This is a genomic window from Streptomyces sp. TG1A-8, assembly GCF_030499535.1.
Classification (GTDB): domain Bacteria; phylum Actinomycetota; class Actinomycetes; order Streptomycetales; family Streptomycetaceae; genus Streptomyces.
In genome coordinates this window covers 1900088-1919533 of record NZ_JASTLB010000001.1, presented here as the reverse complement: position 1 = coordinate 1919533, position 19446 = coordinate 1900088, and the positions used below count along the sequence as shown (strand labels likewise).

The 19446-nt window shown below is 70.8% G+C and carries 21 protein-coding genes; 16 read left to right on the top strand and 5 right to left on the bottom strand.

Annotated elements, in window-relative coordinates:
* The first annotated feature begins 1 nt into the window (after position 1).
* The 3 genes from QQY24_RS07895 to QQY24_RS07885 all read left to right on the top strand — a co-directional run bounded on the left by QQY24_RS07895 (position 2) and on the right by QQY24_RS07885 (position 2868).
* Complete coding sequence (locus tag QQY24_RS07895) at positions 2-1255, top strand: HAMP domain-containing sensor histidine kinase (protein WP_301971960.1); 1254 nt, start codon at positions 2-4, stop codon at positions 1253-1255.
* A gap of 391 nt (positions 1256-1646) precedes the next feature.
* Positions 1647-1943, top strand: coding sequence for a DUF4193 domain-containing protein (locus QQY24_RS07890; protein ID WP_003997302.1), 297 nt, complete (start codon positions 1647-1649; stop codon positions 1941-1943).
* Positions 1944-1956: 13 nt separating this feature from the next.
* Positions 1957-2868 (top strand): hypothetical protein, encoded by a 912-nt coding sequence (locus tag QQY24_RS07885; protein WP_301971959.1) that lies wholly within the window; start codon positions 1957-1959, stop codon positions 2866-2868.
* Between the two features lie 27 nt (positions 2869-2895).
* Here the strand turns inward: QQY24_RS07885 and QQY24_RS07880 are convergent, their stop codons facing one another.
* Positions 2896-3351, bottom strand: a complete 456-nt coding sequence (locus QQY24_RS07880) for a DUF3093 domain-containing protein (RefSeq protein ID WP_301971958.1) — start codon at positions 3349-3351, stop codon at positions 2896-2898.
* Positions 3352-3409: 58 nt separating this feature from the next.
* Here QQY24_RS07880 and QQY24_RS07875 point away from each other — a divergent pair, with 58 nt between their 5' ends.
* The 6 genes from QQY24_RS07875 (at position 3410) to QQY24_RS07850 (ending at position 7444) form a co-directional block, all read left to right on the top strand.
* The gene (locus tag QQY24_RS07875; RefSeq protein ID WP_301971957.1) at positions 3410-3994 is read left to right on the top strand and encodes a PaaI family thioesterase; all 585 of its coding nucleotides are present in this window, start codon (positions 3410-3412) and stop codon (positions 3992-3994) included.
* Positions 3991-4587 (top strand): dUTP diphosphatase, encoded by a 597-nt coding sequence (gene dut / locus QQY24_RS07870; RefSeq protein ID WP_301971956.1) that lies wholly within the window; start codon positions 3991-3993, stop codon positions 4585-4587. The genes QQY24_RS07875 and dut overlap by 4 nt, the downstream gene beginning before the upstream one ends.
* 1 nt (position 4588) lies before the next feature.
* Positions 4589-5350, top strand: a complete 762-nt coding sequence (locus tag QQY24_RS07865; protein WP_301971955.1) for a DUF3710 domain-containing protein — start codon at positions 4589-4591, stop codon at positions 5348-5350.
* A 545-nt stretch (positions 5351-5895) separates the two neighbouring features.
* Complete coding sequence (locus QQY24_RS07860; protein ID WP_301971954.1) at positions 5896-6222, top strand: hypothetical protein; 327 nt, start codon at positions 5896-5898, stop codon at positions 6220-6222.
* A 43-nt stretch (positions 6223-6265) separates the two neighbouring features.
* On the top strand, positions 6266-6664 hold the full coding sequence (locus QQY24_RS07855; RefSeq protein WP_301971953.1) for an OB-fold nucleic acid binding domain-containing protein: 399 nt from the start codon (positions 6266-6268) through the stop codon (positions 6662-6664).
* A 3-nt stretch (positions 6665-6667) separates the two neighbouring features.
* On the top strand, positions 6668-7444 hold the full coding sequence (locus QQY24_RS07850; RefSeq protein WP_301971952.1) for a DUF3159 domain-containing protein: 777 nt from the start codon (positions 6668-6670) through the stop codon (positions 7442-7444).
* A gap of 76 nt (positions 7445-7520) precedes the next feature.
* Here the strand turns inward: QQY24_RS07850 and QQY24_RS07845 are convergent, their stop codons facing one another.
* Both QQY24_RS07845 and QQY24_RS07840 read right to left on the bottom strand, forming a co-directional pair.
* Positions 7521-8192 (bottom strand): TrkA family potassium uptake protein, encoded by a 672-nt coding sequence (locus QQY24_RS07845; RefSeq protein WP_301971951.1) that lies wholly within the window; start codon positions 8190-8192, stop codon positions 7521-7523.
* Positions 8192-8863, bottom strand: coding sequence for a TrkA family potassium uptake protein (locus QQY24_RS07840; RefSeq protein ID WP_301971950.1), 672 nt, complete (start codon positions 8861-8863; stop codon positions 8192-8194). Before QQY24_RS07840 ends, QQY24_RS07845 begins: the two co-directional genes overlap by 1 nt.
* Positions 8864-9272: 409 nt before the next feature.
* On the opposite strand from QQY24_RS07840, the gene QQY24_RS07835 reads away from it, so the two are divergent.
* The 5 genes from QQY24_RS07835 (at position 9273) to QQY24_RS07815 (ending at position 15508) form a co-directional block, all read left to right on the top strand.
* Positions 9273-11321: an APC family permease gene (locus QQY24_RS07835; protein ID WP_301971949.1), complete on the top strand. Its 2049-nt coding sequence runs from the start codon at positions 9273-9275 to the stop codon at positions 11319-11321.
* A gap of 83 nt (positions 11322-11404) precedes the next feature.
* The gene (locus QQY24_RS07830) at positions 11405-12745 is read left to right on the top strand and encodes a class I SAM-dependent RNA methyltransferase (RefSeq protein ID WP_301971948.1); all 1341 of its coding nucleotides are present in this window, start codon (positions 11405-11407) and stop codon (positions 12743-12745) included.
* Between the two features lie 290 nt (positions 12746-13035).
* Positions 13036-13230 carry a ribbon-helix-helix protein, CopG family gene (locus QQY24_RS07825; RefSeq protein ID WP_367657982.1) on the top strand — a complete coding sequence of 65 codons (195 nt, stop codon included), beginning with the start codon at positions 13036-13038 and terminating at the stop codon, positions 13228-13230.
* Entirely contained in the window at positions 13227-13619 is a 393-nt protein-coding gene (locus QQY24_RS07820) for a type II toxin-antitoxin system death-on-curing family toxin (RefSeq protein ID WP_301971947.1), read from the top strand. The genes QQY24_RS07825 and QQY24_RS07820 overlap by 4 nt, the downstream gene beginning before the upstream one ends.
* Positions 13620-14797: 1178 nt before the next feature.
* Entirely contained in the window at positions 14798-15508 is a 711-nt protein-coding gene (locus QQY24_RS07815; protein WP_301971946.1) for a glycoside hydrolase family 11 protein, read from the top strand.
* A 591-nt stretch (positions 15509-16099) separates the two neighbouring features.
* Here QQY24_RS07815 and QQY24_RS07810 read toward each other — a convergent pair.
* Entirely contained in the window at positions 16100-16699 is a 600-nt protein-coding gene (locus QQY24_RS07810; RefSeq protein ID WP_301971945.1) for a TetR/AcrR family transcriptional regulator, read from the bottom strand.
* Positions 16700-16818: 119 nt separating this feature from the next.
* Between QQY24_RS07810 and QQY24_RS07805 the strand changes: the two genes are divergently transcribed.
* Positions 16819-17568 (top strand): SDR family NAD(P)-dependent oxidoreductase, encoded by a 750-nt coding sequence (locus QQY24_RS07805; protein WP_301976172.1) that lies wholly within the window; start codon positions 16819-16821, stop codon positions 17566-17568.
* A 66-nt stretch (positions 17569-17634) separates the two neighbouring features.
* A complete protein-coding gene (locus QQY24_RS07800) occupies positions 17635-18384 on the top strand; it encodes an SDR family oxidoreductase (RefSeq protein ID WP_301971944.1) in 750 nt (249 codons plus the stop codon).
* A 578-nt stretch (positions 18385-18962) separates the two neighbouring features.
* On the opposite strand, the gene QQY24_RS07795 is transcribed toward QQY24_RS07800, so the two are convergent.
* The gene (locus tag QQY24_RS07795; protein ID WP_301971943.1) at positions 18963-19385 is read right to left on the bottom strand and encodes a MarR family winged helix-turn-helix transcriptional regulator; all 423 of its coding nucleotides are present in this window, start codon (positions 19383-19385) and stop codon (positions 18963-18965) included.
* Positions 19386-19446 lie beyond the last annotated feature (61 nt).

Genomic DNA, 19446 nt, shown 5'->3' with positions numbered 1-19446 from the left:
GGTGGCCGCCACCCCCGCGCCGCCGCAGGCGCCCCCGAAGCCCACCTGGGATCCCCGCAGGCCGCACGCCCCCCTGCCCTGGCTGCGCCCGACCATCCGCATACGGCTCACGCTGCTGTACGGCGGCATGTTCCTGATCGCCGGCATCCTGCTGCTGTCGATCATCTACCTGCTGGCCGCGCAGGCGATCAACACCGGCAACCAGCCGCTGTTCAAGATCGTCAGTTTCGAGGGGCTCAAGGTCTCCAGCGACAACTGCCCCGCGATCAACACGACCAGCCTGCCGCTGCCGGACTTCAACGACGCCATCAGCCGGTGCGTCGACCACCAGCGGCAGGCGGCCCTGGACAACCTGCTCAGCCGCTCGCTGCTGGCCCTGCTGGGCCTGGCCGTGATCGCCTTCGCGTTCGGCTACGCCATGGCGGGCCGAGTGCTCTCCCCGCTCGGCCGGATCACCCGCACCGCCCGCCAGGTGGCCGGCTCCGACCTCTCCCGCCGGATCGAGCTCGACGGCCCGGACGACGAGCTGAAGGAGCTGGCGGACACCTTCGACGACATGCTGGAGCGGCTGCAGCGGGCCTTCACCGCCCAGCAGCGCTTCGTCGGCAACGCCTCCCACGAGCTGCGCACGCCCCTGGCGATCAACCGCACGCTGCTGGAGGTCCACCTGTCGGACCCGAACGCGCCGGTGGAGCTGCAGCAGCTCGGCAAGACGCTGCTGGCCACCAACGAGCGCAGTGAACAACTGGTCGAGGGGCTGCTGCTGCTCGCCCGCAGCGACAACCAGATCGTCGAGCGCAAACCGGTCGACCTGGCCGAGGTGGCCGGCCAGGCCATCGACCAGGTGCACGCCGAGGCGGAGGCCAAGGGCGTCACCGTCCGCGGCGAGCGCAGGCCCGCCGTGGTGCAGGGCAACGGTGTGCTGCTGGAGCGGATCGCGCTGAACCTGGTGCAGAATGCGGTGCGCTACAACGTGCCCGGTGAGGAGGGCGGCTTCGTCGAGGTCACCACCGAGGCGCAGCACGGGCAGGCGGTGCTGACCGTCGTCAACACCGGGCCGGTCGTGCCGGCGTACGAGGTCGACAACCTCTTCGAGCCCTTCCGGCGGCTCCGCACGGAGCGCACGGGCAGCGACAAGGGTGTCGGTCTCGGCCTGTCCATCGTCCGGTCCGTGGCCCGCGCGCACGGCGGCCACATCATGGCGCAGCCACGTGAGGGCGGTGGTCTGGTGATGCGTGTCACACTGCCCGGGTGATCAGGGGCGACGCAACTGAAGTCGTTCGCTCCACGCGGAATTTTTCGTCCACCGAATGAGCTTCAGCCTGTGTGATCGATCACATGAGCGGCTTTTCAGTCATGCACCGTGCGTGATCGCGGCATCGACCGGAAAGCCGGGAAAGTCCTGGTTTTCAGGGCTCTCGATCACGGGAAGTACACGGGGAGGCCCCTTTGGGGTGCGGCATGCAAACCGTGTACGGTCCACACCGCCATCCAAGCCGATCGCTCGCGCAGGGTCGGGTCGGGTGTCGATTGAGTAACAGACCTTGATGTGAGGCAAAATCTCCGCCTCAGGTCGGGCACAAGTCCGGCCTCTCACGCGTTACGTGCGCTGGAGACACCGCAGACACCCAGAGGGGGAGAGCGACATGGCAACCGATTACGACACTCCACGCAAGACCGACGACGACGTCGACTCGGACAGCCTTGAAGAGCTGAAGGCCCGGCGGAACGACAAGTCCACCTCGTCGGTGGACGTCGACGAGTTCGAGGCCGCCGAAGGCCTGGAACTGCCCGGCGCCGACCTCTCGAACGAGGAGCTGGCCGTCCGGGTCCTGCCGAAGCAGCAGGACGAGTTCACCTGCATGAGCTGCTTCCTGGTCCACCACCGCAGCCAGCTGGCCCGCGAGAAGAACGGCCAGCCGATCTGCCGCGACTGCGACTGAGGACGGGTCGGCCGTGACTGGCTCGACCCCTCCGCGGAAGCGCCGCTTCCACCTCCCGGGAGCGGACAAGGGGCCGTACGACGGCCCGCACGGTGCACGTGACGACGAGCGGGGCTCATCCGGTGCGGGAGCCTCGCTCGAGCCGGCGACCGGCGACACCCCGGTGCCGGGACCGGATCCCGCGCCCGTCGCCGGGCGGGCCGCGGTGATCCGGGGCAGGGCCCGGCAACTGGCCCGGAAAGGCGCCCGCAGGGGCAGTGGCCGCGCTCGCGCGGGACTGTCGTACCTCACGGACCGGATTCTCGACATCGCCCCGCGCGTCCCCGTACGCGACCTCGCGACCCTGCGCAGGCAGTTCCCGGGCCTCGGGCCCGAGCAGCTCGCCGACAGGCTCGTGACGGGCGCTGCGGCCGGGACCTCGGCCGTCGGCGCGGGGATCGGAGCGGCGGCCATGCTGCCCGTACCGCCGGCCATGCCGACCGAGCTGGCCGCGGAGATCACCGGAGTCGCCGCGATCGAGCTGAAGCTGATCGCCGAACTGCACGAGGTCTACGGAGTGCGGCCGCCGGGCAACCTCAGGGCCCGCACCGCCGTGTACCTGTCCTCCTGGTCGGGGGAGCGCGGCATCGACGTGACGAAACCGTCGACCGTCGACTCGGCCCTCGGCGGCCGCATGAAGCGCGAGCTGCGTCAGCAGATCATGAAGCGGATGGTCCGGGACCTGCCCAACCTCATGCCGTTCATGGTCGGAGCCGCCGTCGGCGCGGTGATGAACCGCCGCGACACCAGAAGGCTCGCCGCCCGGATCAGGGCCGACCTGCGCAAGATCCAGGTGCCGTGGCGGGAACTGCCCGCACTGCCCCCGCTGGAGAAGCCGGCCGATCCGCTGAGGATGGACGGGCTCCCCGGGGAACCGGGGGACTGAAGTCCCCCGGGCGCGCACGGGAAGGACCTACTTCCGGGCCGCCTCGATCGCTTCCGCCAGCTTCTCCGGCTCGCGCGTCGACAGGTACAGGTACGGCGTCGGGTCCGCCGGGTCGGTGACCTCCACGCGCAGGGCCCCCGGGATGTAGGCGCGCAGCAGCAGGAAGGCACGGGTGTCGGCCTTGTACGTGCGCCAGGCGCGGGCCTCCTCCGGGTCCAGCACCTCCGTCTCGCCCAGCGCCGACACCGGGATCTTCGCCTCGCCCGCGATCAGCGAGTCCCCCACGACACGGATGCGCGGGGAGCCGTAGGCACTGGCCATCACCGCGGCGGCCGCCGTGCCGCCGACCAGGCCGCCGAGCATCGGCAGCGTGCCGAACGGAAGCAGGATCAGGGCGAACGAGACGCCCACGAGGAAGCTGATCAGCCACCACGAGCGGGGGGCGGTGAGGCGTTCTTCGTAGGGGGTGGCGGAAAGCTGCATGGAGCCAAGCTTGGCACGGGATCCGCACGGCCCCGGCGCGCGGGTAAGGTCTGCGGACGTGAGTGGTAGTTCCGCAGCCCTTCAGCCCCCCGCCGACGCGGTGAAACCGGTACGGCACCCCGACGCCCCCGCGCCCGGCGAGCTCCTCGGCGCCCACTACGAACACTGCTTCGGCTGCGGTCCCGCGCAGCCGCACGGCCTGCACCTGGAGGTCCGGGCCGGCGCGGGCGTCCGCCTGACCGCCGAGTTCACCGTCCGGCCCGCCCACCAGGGCGCCCCCGGACTCGCCCACGGCGGCGTGCTGGCCGCCGCGCTCGACGAGACCCTCGGCTCGCTGAACTGGCTGCTGCGGACCATCGCCGTCACCGGCCGGCTGGAGACCGACTTCGTGCGGCCGGTCCCGGTGGGCAGCACCCTGCACCTGGCGGCCGAGGTCACCGCCGTGGCCGGCCGGAAGATCTACTGCACCGCCACCGGACGCGTCGACGCCCCCGACGGCCCCCTCGCCGCCCGCGCCGACGCCCTCTTCGTCGAGGTCGGGGTCGGCCACTTCGTCGACCACGGCCGCCAGGAGGAGATCCGGGCCGCCATGAACGACCCCGACCAGGTCCGCCGGGCCCGCGCCTTCGAGGTGAACCCGTGAGCCCCGCCGGCACCCCGGATCCCGCCGGCACCCCGGATCCCCCCGGCCGGGGTCCCCTGGACGTGCTGCTCCGCCGGGTCGACCCGGACGTACCGCTTCCGGGGTACGAGCGTCCCGGGGACGCCGGAGCCGATCTGCGCACCACCGAGCCCTGCGAGCTGGAGCCCGGTGAGCGGGCCGTGCTGCCCACGGGGGTGTCGATCGCCCTCCCGGAGGGGTACGCGGCCTTCGTGCACCCTCGTTCCGGCCTCGCCGCCCGCTGCGGTGTCGCCCTCGTGAATGCCCCGGGGACGGTTGATGCCGGGTACCGTGGGGAGATCAAGGTGATCGTGGTGAATCTCGACCCGCGCGAGTCCGTGCGGTTCGAGCGCTTCGACCGGATTGCCCAACTGGTCGTCCAGCAGGTCGAGAGGGTCCGCTTCCGGGAGGTCGCGGAACTTCCCGGCTCGGCACGGGCCGAGGCGGGCTTCGGGTCCACCGGTGGCCATGCCGCGGTGGGCGGCGCGAAAGGCACAAGTGGTCAGGCCGCCCTGGGCGGTCGGGCGGGTGGGAATCGATACGCTTCGGTCGTATCCGACCGGGAAGGACAGTGACGTGTTCGGACGTCGCAAGAAGAAGGGTGCCGCCGAGGACGCGGCCGGCGAGGCCGAGCAGGTCGTCGACAGCGTCGACACCGAGGCGGAGGAGGACGGGGCCGAGCGCGAGCGCGTCCGGCTGGAGCCCGGGCCCCGGCCCGACGGGCCCTGGGACAGCAGCGAGGTGCGCGAGCCGGGTGAGGGCCGCGTGGACCTCGGGGGGCTGTTCGTACCGGGCGTCGACGGCATGGAGCTGCGGGTCGAGGTCGCCGGTGACGCGATCGTCGCGGCGACCGTCGTGCTGCGCGACAGCGCCATCCAGCTCCAGGCCTTCGCCGCGCCCAAGCGCGAGGGCATCTGGGGCGAGGTCCGCGAGGAGATCGCGGGCGGCATCACCCAGCAGGGCGGCATCGTCGACGAGGTCGAGGGTCCGCTGGGCTGGGAGCTGCGCGCGCAGGTACCGGTCCAGCTGCCGGACGGCACCGGCGGCTTCCAGGTCGTGCGGTTCGTCGGCGTCGACGGCCCGCGCTGGTTCCTGCGCGGCGTGATCTCCGGCCAGGGCGCCGTGCAGCCGCAGGCCGCCGGCCTGCTGGAGCAGATCTTCCGCGACACGGTCGTGGTCCGCGGCGACGGCCCGATGGCGCCCCGCGACCCGATCGTCCTCAAGCTGCCGAACGACGCCCAGATGGTGCCCGAGGGCGTCCAGCAGGAGGAGTCCTCGCGCTTCTCCGGCGGCATGGGCCAGCTGCAGCGCGGACCGGAGATCACCGAGGTCCGCTGACACCGCGGACGAGCGAAGGGGCCGTGTCCTGCGGGGCACGGCCCCTTCCGCGTGCCCCTCCCCACGCGGGCGGCGGACGGTGCTCGTCCCCGCGCCGCGCGGAGCGCCGCCGCGCAGGCCGCCGTCCCGGACCGCCGCCTCGGACAGGAGGCCGGCCGGGCCCGCGCGCTCGCCGAAGGCGCCCGCACCGCTCCGCCGGCCGCCGTCAGCCACGCCGGCGCCCCCCCGCCGGGGTCCGGGCCGCAGCCCCCTCGCTGCACGCCGAGGACGCCGAGGACGCCGAGGGCGCGGCCCGGTCCGAGGGGGCCGAGGGGGACCGGGCCGCACCGCTGGAGGGCATGCATCGAGGCGGTCCGGGGCCCGCGCGGCGCCGACCCGGGTGCCGGTTCCGGTGCCGCCCGCCACTCCTGCGGCGCGGGGGCCCGGGCGATGGAAGCGGGCGCCGGCGGCCGCGTCGCCGAGCCCTTCGCGTGAACGGACCACCGGACCGCCGGACCGGCTGCGGACCGCCGCGTGCCGCGCCGGCCGGGCCGGGCGAGGACGGCATGACGACCGTGGAGAGGGCGGAGACCGAGGAGACGGTGGAGACGGCGGACTTCAACGGCGGCCCGGCCGCGAAGAAGGCCGCCCGGGCCGCCCGGGACGTCCGGCCCACCCCACCGGGTGGCACCCGCCGGAGGCGGCGGTCCGCACCGCCGGCCGGCCGGTCGGAAGCGGCCGACGCCGCCGGAGGCGTGGGGGCCGTCGTACGGGGCGGGGACCGGCCGCCTGCGCGTGCGCGTGACCCGGCCGAGGAGGGACTGGAGGCCGGCCCCTCCCGCCCCGGACACTTCGTCACGGAGCCGGGGAAGGGCTGCCGGTTCGAGCGGTGAGCTGGGGTGAGGCCCCGCCGGTGCGCCCCGGTACGCTTCAGACATGAGCGCTGTTCCCCGTCCCGAAAAGCCGGCCGGCCGGTTCCGGCGCATGCTGGACCGGCTCTCCTCGTCGCAGGAGGACCTGGAGTCCGAGGAACTGCGCGAGGACGCCGAGACGGCCGGGTGCACCAGGATCGACGACTGCCGCGACCGGCAGATCGTCACGGTAACTGGTACGTTGCGCACGGTCACCCTGCGACCGCGCGCCGGAGTCCCGGCCCTGCAGGCCGAGCTGTTCGACGGCTCGGCCGCGCTGGACGTGGTGTGGCTCGGCAGGCGCTCCATCGTCGGCATAGAGCCGGGGCGCAAGCTGATCGCATCGGGCCGGATCTCGATGAGCCGGGGCCGCCGGGTGCTGTTCAACCCGAAATACGAACTGCGACCCCTCGGACGGGAGTAGCCGGTGACGTCCTTCGACAAGCCGACCGAAGACACCCCACAGACCCCGCCGGACGACGACCGCGACGCCCGCGCGGTGACCGAGGCCGCACTGTTCCAGGCGTTCGGCGGCATCCGCGGCATGGTCGAGACGGTCGTGCCCGGCCTCCTCTTCGTCGCGATCTTCACCTTCAACAAGAACCTGCACGTCTCCGCCGTCGCCGCGCTCGCCGTGTCCGTCGTGCTGGTGGTGGTCCGGCTGGTCCGCAAGGACACCGTCAAGCACGCCTTCAGCGGCGTCTTCGGCGTGGTCTTCGGTGTCGTGTTCGCGATGTTCACGGGCAACGCCAAGGACTTCTACCTCCCCGGCATGCTCTACACGCTGGGCCTGGCGGTGGCGTACATCGTCACGACGCTCGCCGGAGTCCCGCTGATCGGCCTGGTCCTCGGCCCGGTGTTCAAGGAGAACCTCTCCTGGCGCACCCGCAACCCCGGCCGCAAGAAGGCCTATGCCAAGGCCAGCTGGGCCTGGGGCCTGATCCTGCTCGCCAAGTGCGCGATCCTCTTCCCGCTGTACTGGTGGGCCGACACCACCCAGCTCGGCTGGGTCCTGGTCGCCCTGAAGATCCCTCCGTTCCTGCTGGCGGTCTGGCTGACCTGGGTGTTCCTGGCGAAGGCGCCCGCCCCCATCGACGTGTTCGCGGAGATGGAGGCGCAGGAGAAGGCCGAGGAGGAGAGGGAGGCCGCCCGGGCCGCGCAGGACGGCGAGCCGACGGGTGGACGGCACCGGCGCGGGGCCTGAGCGGGGCCCGAAGCGGCCGCCGCACGAGGAAGGGCGCCCTCGGCAGCGAGGGCGCCCTTCCTCGTGCGGGTACGGCTCAGACCTCGTCCCGCCGCACCGACAGCAGCTCCTCCAGCTGCTCCTCCCGGGCCTGCGCGGCCACGAAGAGCAGTTCGTCGCCCGGCTCCAGGGAGTCCTCCCCGGAGGGGGTCAGCACGCGGGTGCCGCGGATGATCGTGACCAGCGAGGTGTCCTCCGGCCACTGCACGTCGCCGACCTGGGTGCCGGCCAGCGCCGACTCCTCGGGCAGGGTCAGCTCGACCAGGTTGGCGTCGCCGTGGCTGAAGCGGAGCAGCCGGACCAGGTCGCCGACGCTCACCGCCTCCTCGACCAGGGCCGACATCAGGCGCGGCGTGGAGACGGCCACGTCCACCCCCCAGGCCTCGTTGAACAGCCACTCGTTCTTCGGGTTGTTCACCCGGGCGACGACGCGCGGCACCCCGTACTCGGTCTTGGCGAGCAGCGAGACCACCAGGTTGACCTTGTCGTCGCCGGTCGCGGCGATCACGACGTTGCAGCGCTGCAGCGCCGCCTCGTCCAGCGAGGTGATCTCACAGGCGTCGGCCAGCAGCCACTCCGCCCGCGGCACCCGCTCCACCGAGATGGCGGTCGGAGCCTTGTCCACCAGCAGGACCTCGTGGCCGTTCTCCAGCAGCTCGCCCGCGATCGAACGGCCGACGGCGCCGGCTCCGGCAATGGCGACCCTCATCAGTTGCCGCCCTCCTCTTCCGGGCCCCCGGCGAACGCCGCCTCGACCTTCTCGATGTCGTCCGTCCGCATCATCACGTGCACCAGGTCGCCCTCCTGCAGCACCGTCTGCGAGGTGGCCAGCATCGCCTCGCCCAGGCGGGTCAGGAACGCCACCCGCACGCCCGTCTCCTCCTGCAGCCTGCTGATCTTGTGGCCGACCCACTTCGGGGAGGCGTGCACCTCGGCGAGCTGTACCCCGCCGGTGGGGTCGCGCCACAGCGGCTCGGCGCCCGAGGGCAGCAGCCGGCGCAGCATCTGGTCGGCGGTCCAGCGGACCGTGGCCACGGTCGGGATGCCCAGGCGCTGGTAGACCTCGGCGCGGCGCGGGTCGTAGATACGGGCGGCCACGTTCTCCACACCGAACATCTCGCGGGCCACGCGCGCGGCGATGATGTTGGAGTTGTCGCCGCTGGAGACGGCGGCGAAGGCGCCGGCCTCCTCGATGCCCGCCTCGCGCAGGGTGTCCTGGTCGAAGCCGATGCCGGTGACCCGGCGGCCCCCGAACCCCGGGCCCAGCCGGCGGAAGGCGGTCGGGTCCCGGTCGATCACGGCGACCGTGTGCCCCTGTTGCTCCAGGGCCTGGGCGAGCGCGGAACCCACTCTCCCGCAGCCCATGATGACGATGTGCACGACCGTCCTTCCACTGTCCGAAAGTTGCTGCTCAACATCAGGGTCTCAGACCGACGACCAAAGCTACACACGCGTGCTCCGGGGTGGGCACCCCCGTGCCGGGGTTTCCCCGGTCACCGCCGCCGGCCGGTGCCGACGGCACGTGACGGGGTCCCGCGGCGCGCGATGCCGCACACGCTGCACGGGGGTCCGGATTCCGGGGCCGGCCAGGGCGATCACGGCCCCGACCGGCTCCGCGGCCGCGGGCACGGGACCCCGGGAGCGCGACGGCGGAAGGGCTGTGCCCTCCGGGCACGGCGCACGCGCCGGCCGCGAAATCCGCAGCTCCCGCCACCTCCGGGTCCACCCGGGAGCGGATATGGGACGCCGAGTGGGCGGTTGCCAGTTCGAAGCCTTACGATCCTCTGTCGTGTCCAAACTGACCGACGTGCCCAAACGGATCCTGATCGGGCGCGCACTGCGCAGTGACCGGTTGGGTGAGACGCTCCTGCCGAAGCGCATCGCCCTTCCCGTCTTCGCCTCCGACCCGCTGTCCTCCGTCGCCTACGCGCCGGGGGAGGTTCTGCTGGTCCTGTCCATCGCGGGCGTGTCGGCGTACCACTTCAGCCCCTGGATCGCCGTCGCGGTCGTGGTGCTGATGTTCACGGTGGTCGCCTCCTACCGGCAGAACGTCCACGCCTACCCGAGCGGCGGCGGCGACTACGAGGTGGCGACCACCAACCTCGGGCCCCAGGCCGGCCTGACCGTCGCCAGCGCCCTGCTCGTCGACTACGTCCTGACCGTCGCCGTCTCCATCGCCTCCGGGATCGAGAACCTGGGCTCGGCGATCCCCTTCGTGGTCCAGCACAAGGTGCTGTGCGCGGTCGCCGTGATCGTGCTGCTGACGCTGATGAACCTGCGCGGTGTGAAGGAGTCGGGCAAGCTCTTCGCGATCCCGACGTACGTCTTCGTCGGCGGCGTCTTCGTCATGATCCTGTGGGGCGCCTTCCGCGGCCTCGTCCTCGACGACACCATGCGCGCCCCCACGGCCGGCTACCACATCAGGGCCGAGCACCAGGGCCTCGCGGGCTTCGCCCTGGTCTTCCTGCTGCTGCGCGCCTTCTCCTCCGGCTGTGCCGCGCTGACCGGCGTGGAGGCCATCTCCAACGGCGTCCCGGCCTTCCGCAAGCCCAAGTCGAAGAACGCGGCCACCACGCTGGCGATGATGGGCCTGCTCGCCGTCACCATGTTCTGCGGCATCATCGTGCTCGCCATGACGACCAAGGTCCACATGGCCGAGAACCCGGCGGCCGACCTGATCCACAACGGCAGCCCGCTCGGCTCCGACTACGTGCAGAACCCGGTCATCTCGCAGGTCGCCGAGGCGGTGTTCGGCAAGGGCAGCTTCCTGTTCGTCATCCTGGCCGCCGCCACCGCGCTGGTCCTGTTCCTCGCGGCGAACACCGCCTACAACGGCTTCCCGCTGCTCGGCTCGATCCTCGCCCAGGACCGCTACCTCCCGCGCCAGCTGCACACCCGCGGCGACCGCCTCGCCTTCTCCAACGGCATCGTGCTGCTCGCGGGCGCCGCGATGCTGCTGGTGGTCATCTACGGCGCCGACTCCACGCGGCTGATCCAGCTGTACATCGTCGGCGTCTTCGTGTCCTTCACGCTCAGCCAGACCGGCATGGTGCGGCACTGGAACCGCCACCTGGTGACCGAGAAGGACCCGGCCGCGCGCAGCCGCATGGTCCGCTCCCGCGCGATCAACGCCTTCGGCGCCTTCTTCACCGGCCTGGTGCTGGTCGTCGTCCTGGTCACCAAGTTCACCCACGGCGCCTGGGTCGCCCTGCTGGGCATGTGCATCTTCTACGCGACCATGACCGCGATCCGCAAGCACTACGACCGCGTCGCCGAGGAGATCGCCGCCCCCGAGGGCCCCAGCGACGACAGCGTCCGTCCGTCCCGCGTGCACTCGGTCGTCCTGATCTCCAAGATCCACCGCCCCACCCTGCGCGCCCTGGCCTACGCCAAGCTGATGCGCTCGGACACCCTGGAGGCGCTCACCGTCAACGTCGACCCGGCGGAGACGAAGGCGCTGCGCGAGGAGTGGGAGCGGCGCGGGATCGGCGTACCGCTGAAGGTCCTGGACTCGCCCTACCGGGAGATCACCCGGCCGATCATCGAGTACGTCAAGAACCTCCGCAAGGAGTCCCCGCGCGACGCGATCTCGGTCATCATCCCCGAGTACGTGGTCGGCCACTGGTACGAGCACCTGCTGCACAACCAGAGCGCCCTGCGCCTCAAGGGCCGCCTGCTGTTCACCCCCGGCGTGATGGTCACCTCCGTGCCCTACCAGCTGGCCTCCTCCGAGGTGGCCCGCAACCGTGCCCGCAGGCGGCAGGACTGGAACGCGCCGGGTGCGGTCAGGCGCGGCCCGGCGGTGGAGCGGTCCAAGGACCCGTCGGCCAAGGACTGAGAGGGGGCGGCGAGCACGTAGACTGGTGGGCTGTTGTCCGGCCCACCCGTGGCCGCCCCCTCCCGGTCTGGAGTCACCCCGCCATGCAGGCAGAACCGAACAACCCGCAGGCGGGGTCGCTCGTGGGACAGCGGTACGAGGTCGAGATCGGCCCCGTCGCCCACGGCGGCCACTGCATCGCCCGCACGTCCGAGGGCCAGGTGCTCTTCGTCCGGCACGCGCTGCCCGGTGAGCGGGTCGTGGCGCGGGTCACCGAGGGCGAGGAGGGGGCCCGCTTCCTGCGCGCGGACGCGGTGGAGGTCCTGGAGGCGTCCAAGGACCGCGTCGAGGCCCCCTGCCCCTTCGCCGGCCCCGGCCGCTGCGGCGGCTGCGACTGGCAGCACGCCAAGCCCGGCGCCCAGCGCCGGCTCAAGGGCGAGGTGATCGCCGAGCAGCTCCGGCACCTGGCCGGCCTCACGCCCGAGGAGGCCGGCTGGGACGGCACCGTGATGCCGGCCGAGGGCGACAAGGTGCCCGCCGGCCAGGTGCCGCAGTGGCGCACCCGCGTGCAGTACGCCGTCGACGCCGAGGGCCACGCGGGCCTGCGCCGGCACCGCTCGCACGAGGTCGAGCGCATCGACCGCTGCCTGATCGCCTCCGAGGGCGTCAGCGAGCTGGGCATCGAGAAGCGGGACTGGACCGGCATGGAGTCGGTGGAGGCGATCGCGGCGACGGGCTCGCAGGACCGCCAGGTGATCCTCACCCCGCGCCCGGGCGCCCGGCTGCCCCTCGTCGAGCTGGACCGGCCGGTGTCCGTCCTGCGGATCGGCGAGAAGGACGGCGGCGTGCACCGCGTCCACGGCCGCCCCTTCGTCCGCGAACGCGCCGACGACCGCACCTACCGCGTCGGCAACGGCGGCTTCTGGCAGGTCCACCCGAAGGCGGCGGACACCCTGGTCACCGCGGTCATGCAGGGCCTGCTGCCGCGCAAGGGCGAGACGGCCCTCGACCTGTACTGCGGCGCGGGCCTGTTCGCCGGCGCCCTCGCCGACCGCCTCGGCGAGAAGGGCGCGGTGCTCGGCATCGAGTCCGGCAAGCGGGCGGTGGAGGACGCGCGGCACAACCTGGCCGGCTTCTCCCGGGTCCGCATCGAACAGGGCAAGGTCGAGTCGGTCCTGCCGCGCACGGGCATCACGGAGGTCGACCTCGTCGTCCTCGACCCCCCGCGCGCCGGCGCCGGCCGCAGGACGGTCACCCACCTCGCCTCCCTCGGCGCCCGCCGCATCGCCTACGTCGCCTGCGATCCCGCCGCGCTGGCCCGGGACCTCGGCTACTTCCGCGAGGGCGGGTACCGGGTGCGGACGCTTCGCGCGTTCGACCTGTTCCCTATGACGTCGCACGTGGAGTGCGTCGCGATCCTCGAACCTGCGGGCAAGGGGTCCTGACCTGCGCTTTCGTTGTCCGGGTGGGTTGCTCGACCTGTTTCCCCCGGGCAGCGGTTCGAGCGGGCGGATCGGTCTTTGCAACTTGCTGACCTGCGGGTTCGTGAGCGAGGTGCCTGCATGTGCGACGCCTTCAGAGGGGTGTTCGGGGATTCTTGACGCCCGGACGACGCTCGAGGCGGAAGTCTCTGCTGCACCTCCGCTGGTGCTGCGAGCGACCATCTTCGACCCCGCGTTGCCAGGGAACGCGGCTCAACCGCGCCACTTTGATACCAGTCAGGTATCATCTTTGTGTGGCGATGACACTCCGGCTCCCCGACGACCTTGACGCGAAGCTCACCGAGCGGGCGCGTCGGGAGGGCCGCAGCAAGCAGGAACTTGCCATCGAGGCCATCCGTGACGCCCAGAACCGGGCCGAGCTGAACGTCGATGACGTCCTGGCCGAGCTGATGGACAGCGATGCGGGGATCCTGGACTACTTGAAGTGACCGACGTGCGCTACATCCAGGTCGACGAGATCCTGACCATCGCCCGCACGGTCAACGGTACCGAGCACAGCGTGCGTGACATGGGTCTTCTGGTGTCGGCGATCGAGCGGCCCCGGACGAACGTGTTCGGAGCCGAGTTGTATCCCACGCTGCACGAGAAGGCCGCGGCACTGCTGCACTCCGTCGCCCGCAATCACGCGCTGATCGACGGCAACAAGCGCACCGCCTGGCTCGCCATGCGTGTCTTCCTGCGGTTCAACGGCGTGAGCGCCGGTACCGCCCCGCCACCCGTCCCCGTCGCCGGCCCGTTCGTCGAGGACGTCGCGCAGGACCACATTGACGTGCCGGTCATCGCCAAGCGCCTCTCGACCTGGTTCCCCATTTCCTGACGTTCGACGTCGTGCGGTGGGGGACAGGGGGAGGTTGAGCAAGCGGTGCTTGCTCCAGGCGGTCCGCCGGGTGGACTGATCCTGTTCGGTGGGCATTGTTCGTTCAGCGGGTTGATTCGCATGCCTTCGCGAGACGGGGCAGCGGGTCCACTCGGCGTGGAAGTGACGCCCCGGGAGTCAGGTGACCGGCACTCGCCCCGCCCTGCCGACCCGGCCGGCTCCCGGTCTCGACGAGGACGGGGGCCGTGGCCTGCTTCCCGTCGACGCCCTCGTCACCGACGGGGACGTACGCGAGCGCCTCTGGCCTGGCGCGGCGGTCCGGGTAGAGCGCGCCCTGATTCCTCGTACGCGGCCTGGGATCCGATGTCGAGCCGGACCTCGTGGGCGGGCGTCCAGCCGAGCGGAGACTGGACGTCGACGAACGCGCGGTACACGGCCTGCAGGTCGGTGAGGCCCTTCCCGCACGCCTGGCCGGCGCGTTGCCCGTGCCGCGAGAGGGGTGCGGGGGAGCGCCGCGCGGTGGCACACATGTCGAGAGCCCCGCGAGGGGGCCAGATCGCACCGGACGGTGGGGGCACCGTCCCGGGCCGTCCGCTGAAGCCGGCGACGGGCGGTGTACTCGCTCATCCCCGGTCGCCGCCCCGCGGTCGAGGGGGGGCGAGGGCCCGTCAGGGCGAGGTTGACGGATTCGGGGGTCCGGGCGGCACCGTACCTCGACGTAGGTGACGGTCGCGGATTTCGCCGCGTCGTACGCGGTGACCCGGGCCAGGCCGTTCGCGCGCAGTCGTTCCCTGCGGGGCCGCCGCAGTCGCGTCCACACCAGTTCGAATGTTTCGAAGGTTGTGCGAGTGATTGCGCTACGTCCCTTCCTCAGCTCATTCCGTTCCTCGCAGCGGTTCGCGTGAGGGGTGGCTTGACCAGCGAAGGCGCACTCGCCAAGACCTCTTCTGGTGAGGGAAGTGTTTCCGAAAGGCTGTCGAAAGCGTTGACAGGGCCATGGCGGTCTAAGAAAACTGTGGCCACCGAACGGCAGGAGGCCGTCGTTCCCCTCGCGTCGTGGGACCGGGTATGGCGGTCGGTCGTTGCGGCACGACGACGGGCGGCCCCCGCCGTGTTCCACGCAAGGCCACGGGCGGCAGCAGCCGCCCGCCCCCCACCAGCCTTCATCGGGAGGACGCATGCAGCAGGACCAGTTCCAGCAGAACCCCGTTCCCTCCAGCGGCTTGAGCCGACGAGGCTTCCTCGGCGGCGCCGGCACCGTCGCGCTCGCCACCGCGTCCGGACTGCTGCTGCCCGGCACCGCCCACGCCGCCACCACCATCACCACCAACCAGACCGGCTACGACGGCATGTACTACTCGTTCTGGACCGACGGCGGCGGCTCCGTCTCCATGACGCTCAACGGCGGCGGCAGCTACAGCACCCGGTGGACCAACTGCGGCAACTTCGTCGCCGGCAAGGGCTGGAACACCGGCGGGCGCAGGACGGTCCGCTACACCGGCTACTTCAACCCGTCGGGCAACGGCTACGGCTGCCTCTACGGCTGGACGTCGAACCCGCTGGTGGAGTACTACATCGTCGACAACTGGGGCAGCTACCGGCCCACCGGCGAGCACAGGGGCACCGTCTACAGCGACGGCGGCACGTACGATATCTACAAGACGACGCGGTACAACGCCCCCTCCGTCGAGGGCACCCGCACCTTCGACCAGTACTGGAGCGTCCGGCAGTCGAAGGTGACCAGCGGCTCCGGCACCATCACCACCGGCAACCACTTCGACGCCTGGGCGCGCGCGGGCATGAACCTGGGCCAGTTCAAGTACTACATGATCATGGCCACCGAGGGTTACCAGAGCAGCGGAAGCTCGGACATCACGGTCAGCGGCTGACCCCCGTCCGGCGGACAACCGGCTGCGGGCTCCGTCCTCGTGGCGGATCCCGCAGCCGTGGTGAACCCGCCCCCGCGGTGGGGGGCACCCCGGCCGAAGGCTGGGGGAGGGCCGACCGGTTCGACAATCGGAAGACGCAACCGATTGTGATGACGAGTTTATCGACTCCCCTCACATCGCGTCCTCACACCATCCACAATGGCCGTCCGTAGGGAGGCTGTGGCTGGCCGGTGCCCCACCCGCTGTGCGGGTGGGGCACCGGCAGATCTCACCGATCGACAGGCGTCTGGTCCAGCGCTCGCAGCCGGTGCCTGCGCGGCCTGGTCGAGCAGCTGGTGCCTCACCGCCCGACGTCTGCGAAGTGCCCATGGCTCGGCCGCCCCACGCGTCGATCCGCGGACCGGCCTCGGCAGCGGTCGAGTACGGCGGCGTCTGTGAACTTCCTTCCGACGGACGAAGGACCGACCTGATAAACCGTCCCTCCGCGGGAGCGTCATGGCACGGGAACGGGTCGGATCATGGACATCCGCGGCGGACCCGGCGCGATTCCGGTGACCGGTCGATCCCCTCCCCGGGCGGCGCCGGGGTCGGTCATGCGCGCAGTGCGTCGATCGCAGTGTCGATCGCGGCCAGGGCCGCGGTCCTGTCAAGACCCGCCCTCGACACGAGTGAGAGGCCCTGGACGATGTAAAGCAGCAGCTGGGCTTGAATCTGGGGGTCTGCGGCCTCGGTGACTTCTCCGGCCGCCTGCCCGCGGCGGAGTGCGTCGCTGACGATGCCGGTGAACCGGGCGTACGAGCGGGTGACGATCTTGGTGGCTTCGCTGTCGTGGGGTACGAGTTCGGCGGTCGTGTTGCCGACCAGACAGCCATGCGGTACGCCCAGGTCGGAGATCAGTTCGTCCAGGCGTGCCGGATGGGTCAGGATCTCGCGGAGCGCCGGCAGGAGCGGGTCGGTGTCGAGTGCGGCGATCAGGTGCCGCTCGTACACGTCCCAGTAGAGCCTGACGGCTTCGAGGTAGAAGCGGCGCTTGTCCCCGAACGTTCCGTAGAGGCTGCCGCGTTCGACGGCCAGCGCGTCGACTAGGTCCTGGATCGACGTCGCCCCGTATCCCCGGGACCAGAAGAGTTCGAGTGCGCGCGCCAGCGTCTTGTCCTTGTCGAACTCGCGGGGCCGTCCGGTTCGTGCCACGCGTCCGACACTACAACTTATTGACGGAGCGTTCAAGAAGTAGTAGCTTCAGCCGTGTTACTTCTGGAATGGTTGCACAAAAGTCGGCCGGGCACCTGTCGGGCACGAAGGGCGAAACAATGGAGTTGGCGGGAAAGACGGCGCTCATCACTGGATCCGGCACGGTCGGCGGACTCGGGCACGCGACGGCCAAGGTGCTGGCCGCGGCGGGAGCCGACCTGGTCATCACCGGTACCGATCCGGAGCGCGGTACCCAGGTCGTGGACGACCTTCGCGCGGTCGGCGCCGGATCCGTCGGGAGGGTGCGTTTTGTCGCAGCCGATCTGGCGGATCCGGCGGCCGTGCAGCAGCTGGGCGAGGACGCCGGAGCCGTGGACATATTGATCAACAACGCGAGCGTCATGACGTTCGGCCCGACCATCGAACAGGACCTCGCGAGCCATGACGCCGCCTTCGCGGTCAATGTGCGCGCACCGTTTCTGCTCACCGCGCTGCTCGCGCCGAGAATGGCCGTCAACGGCGGCGGCAGCATCGTCAACGTCAGCTCCACCGCGGCCGGTCTCGGCATGCCGGGAATGGCTGTCTATGGCGCCACCAAGGCGGCGCTCGAATCGCTGACCCGCACCTGGGCGGCGGAGTTCGCCCCGTTGGACGTACGGGTCAACGCGGTCGCCCCAGGCCCGATGCGCACCTCGAAGGTGGTCGCGGCGATGGGCCCGGATTTGGGCGGCATGGGCCTGACCACCGCGCTCAAGCGCACCTCCGACCCGGCCGAAGTGGCACAGGTGATCGCCTTTCTCGCCAGCGACCGGGCCAGTTACGTGACCGGGGCGATCGTTGCCGCCGACGGTGGCCGAACCGCGATCTGAACAGCCCGCCAACGTTGTTGCACCACGCGCCACGCGCCTCGGCGCCGAGTCGAAGGAAATGAGTTCATGGGACGTCTTGAGGGAAAGCACGCACTGATCACAGGGGGGACGAGCGGCATCGGCCTTGAGACGGCCCGCGAGTTCCTCGCCGAGGGGGCATCCGTCGCCATCACCGGCCGCTCCCGGGAAAGACTGGAGGAGGCCGCTCGGCAACTGGAGGGACCGCTGCTGACGATCGTCAGCGACGCCGGCGACGTACGAGGCCAAACAGCACTGGCATCACGGCTGCAGGCAGAGTGGCCCAAGCTCGACATCCTGATGAGCAACGCCGCCGACGTCACCCACCTCCCCATCGAGGAGTGGACAGAGGAGGCATTCGACAGACTCCTCGCGACCAATCTCAAAGCACCGTTTTTCCTGGTCAGAGCACTGCTGCCGCTCTTCTCGCAACAATCCTCGATCATTCTCGTCGGTTCGGTCTCCGCTTTCGTCGGACACGAGAACGCGACGGTCTACGGTGCGGCCAAGGCAGGCCTGCTCTCCTACGCTCGCGGGCTGACCCATGAGTTGAAGGATCGGGGTGTCCGCGTCAACGGACTGAGTCCGGGGCCTACCGTCACCAATGCGTTCGGGCCACTCGGTCCCGAGCGTCAAGCCGCCCTCTACGAGGAAATCCGGCGAACCGTTCCCCTCCACCGCCTGGGGACCGCAACCCAGATGGCGAAGGCGGCTGTCTATCTCGCCTCAGACGAGTCCGCCTACACCGCCGGCACAGTACTGCGCGTGGACGGCGGCATCGGGGAGCTCGCGTATTAGTGGGTCGCGGCGACGGGAGTCTCTGGGCTGCCCCAGCAGGACACGCGGTCCGGACAGTTCCTCGAGCCGAGCCCTGCACACCGAGCACGACACCGTCCGCGAAGCCTGGCGATGTGACCGGCCAGGTGTGATCGTCAGACGCGGTGAGCCAGGTGGCCCCGAGGCCGTCAGGTCTTCGAAGCCGGGCTCTCGGACAGCTGCCGGCGAAGTCCGGTCGCAGATACGACGGCGGAAGTGCCCGACCGGTTCAAAAAGGATCTCCATGACCCCGGCTCACCTGGGGTCGATGGCGGCCTGTGCACCCTCTGGGGCCTTGGTTCAAGTCTTCTGGGCGGCTGTTTCGGCGGGTGAATGTGTGGTGGCACGTGGGGGTGGGGCGACGGCGGCGAGGTCATCGACAGGGGCAGGCTTTCGGCAGTCGACGACCAGGTGCTCGCGGCGGATCGGTGTTCGGCTGCGCGACCGTGTGGTGAGGGTGCGGTGGTGCGCGCTTCCGCTGCGTTCCCCATGCGCTGCCGCTGGGGACCTTACGGGACCAAATTCGGCCGACCGCGGCGAGAACGGGGAGGCGGCACCGTTCAGATGGTGTCCCCCTGGTTTGCCTTGAGCAGCAGCTCGTGCAGCGTTGAAAGTTCTTCTGGCGTCAGTACGCCGAGCGTGTCTTTCATGACGCGGTCGACGACAGCGGCTCCTTCGACCCGGAGCCGTTCTCCCTCTGCAGTGAGGCGGTGTCGTACGGCGCGGCCCGGTCCGTCGACACGTTCGATGAGCCCTCGATTGATCATCCGGCCCGCCAGCGTGCCCATCGACTGGTCCGTCTGGAACGTCAGCACCGCGAGCGCATGCAAGGAAGCAGCTGGTTGCGCGTGCAGGTGCCTCAGCACATCCCACTGTGACAAAGACAGGCCGAGCTCACCCAACTGGGTGTTCACCGTGCGATGGTGATACCACTGCAGCCGCTTGACCGCCAGCCCTACGTCCTGCAACGTCACGGCACCCATGGTCGCCCTTAACTCTCGGTATCCTCGGCTACATCTCCTCATCCTAGGAGGTGAGGCAGCT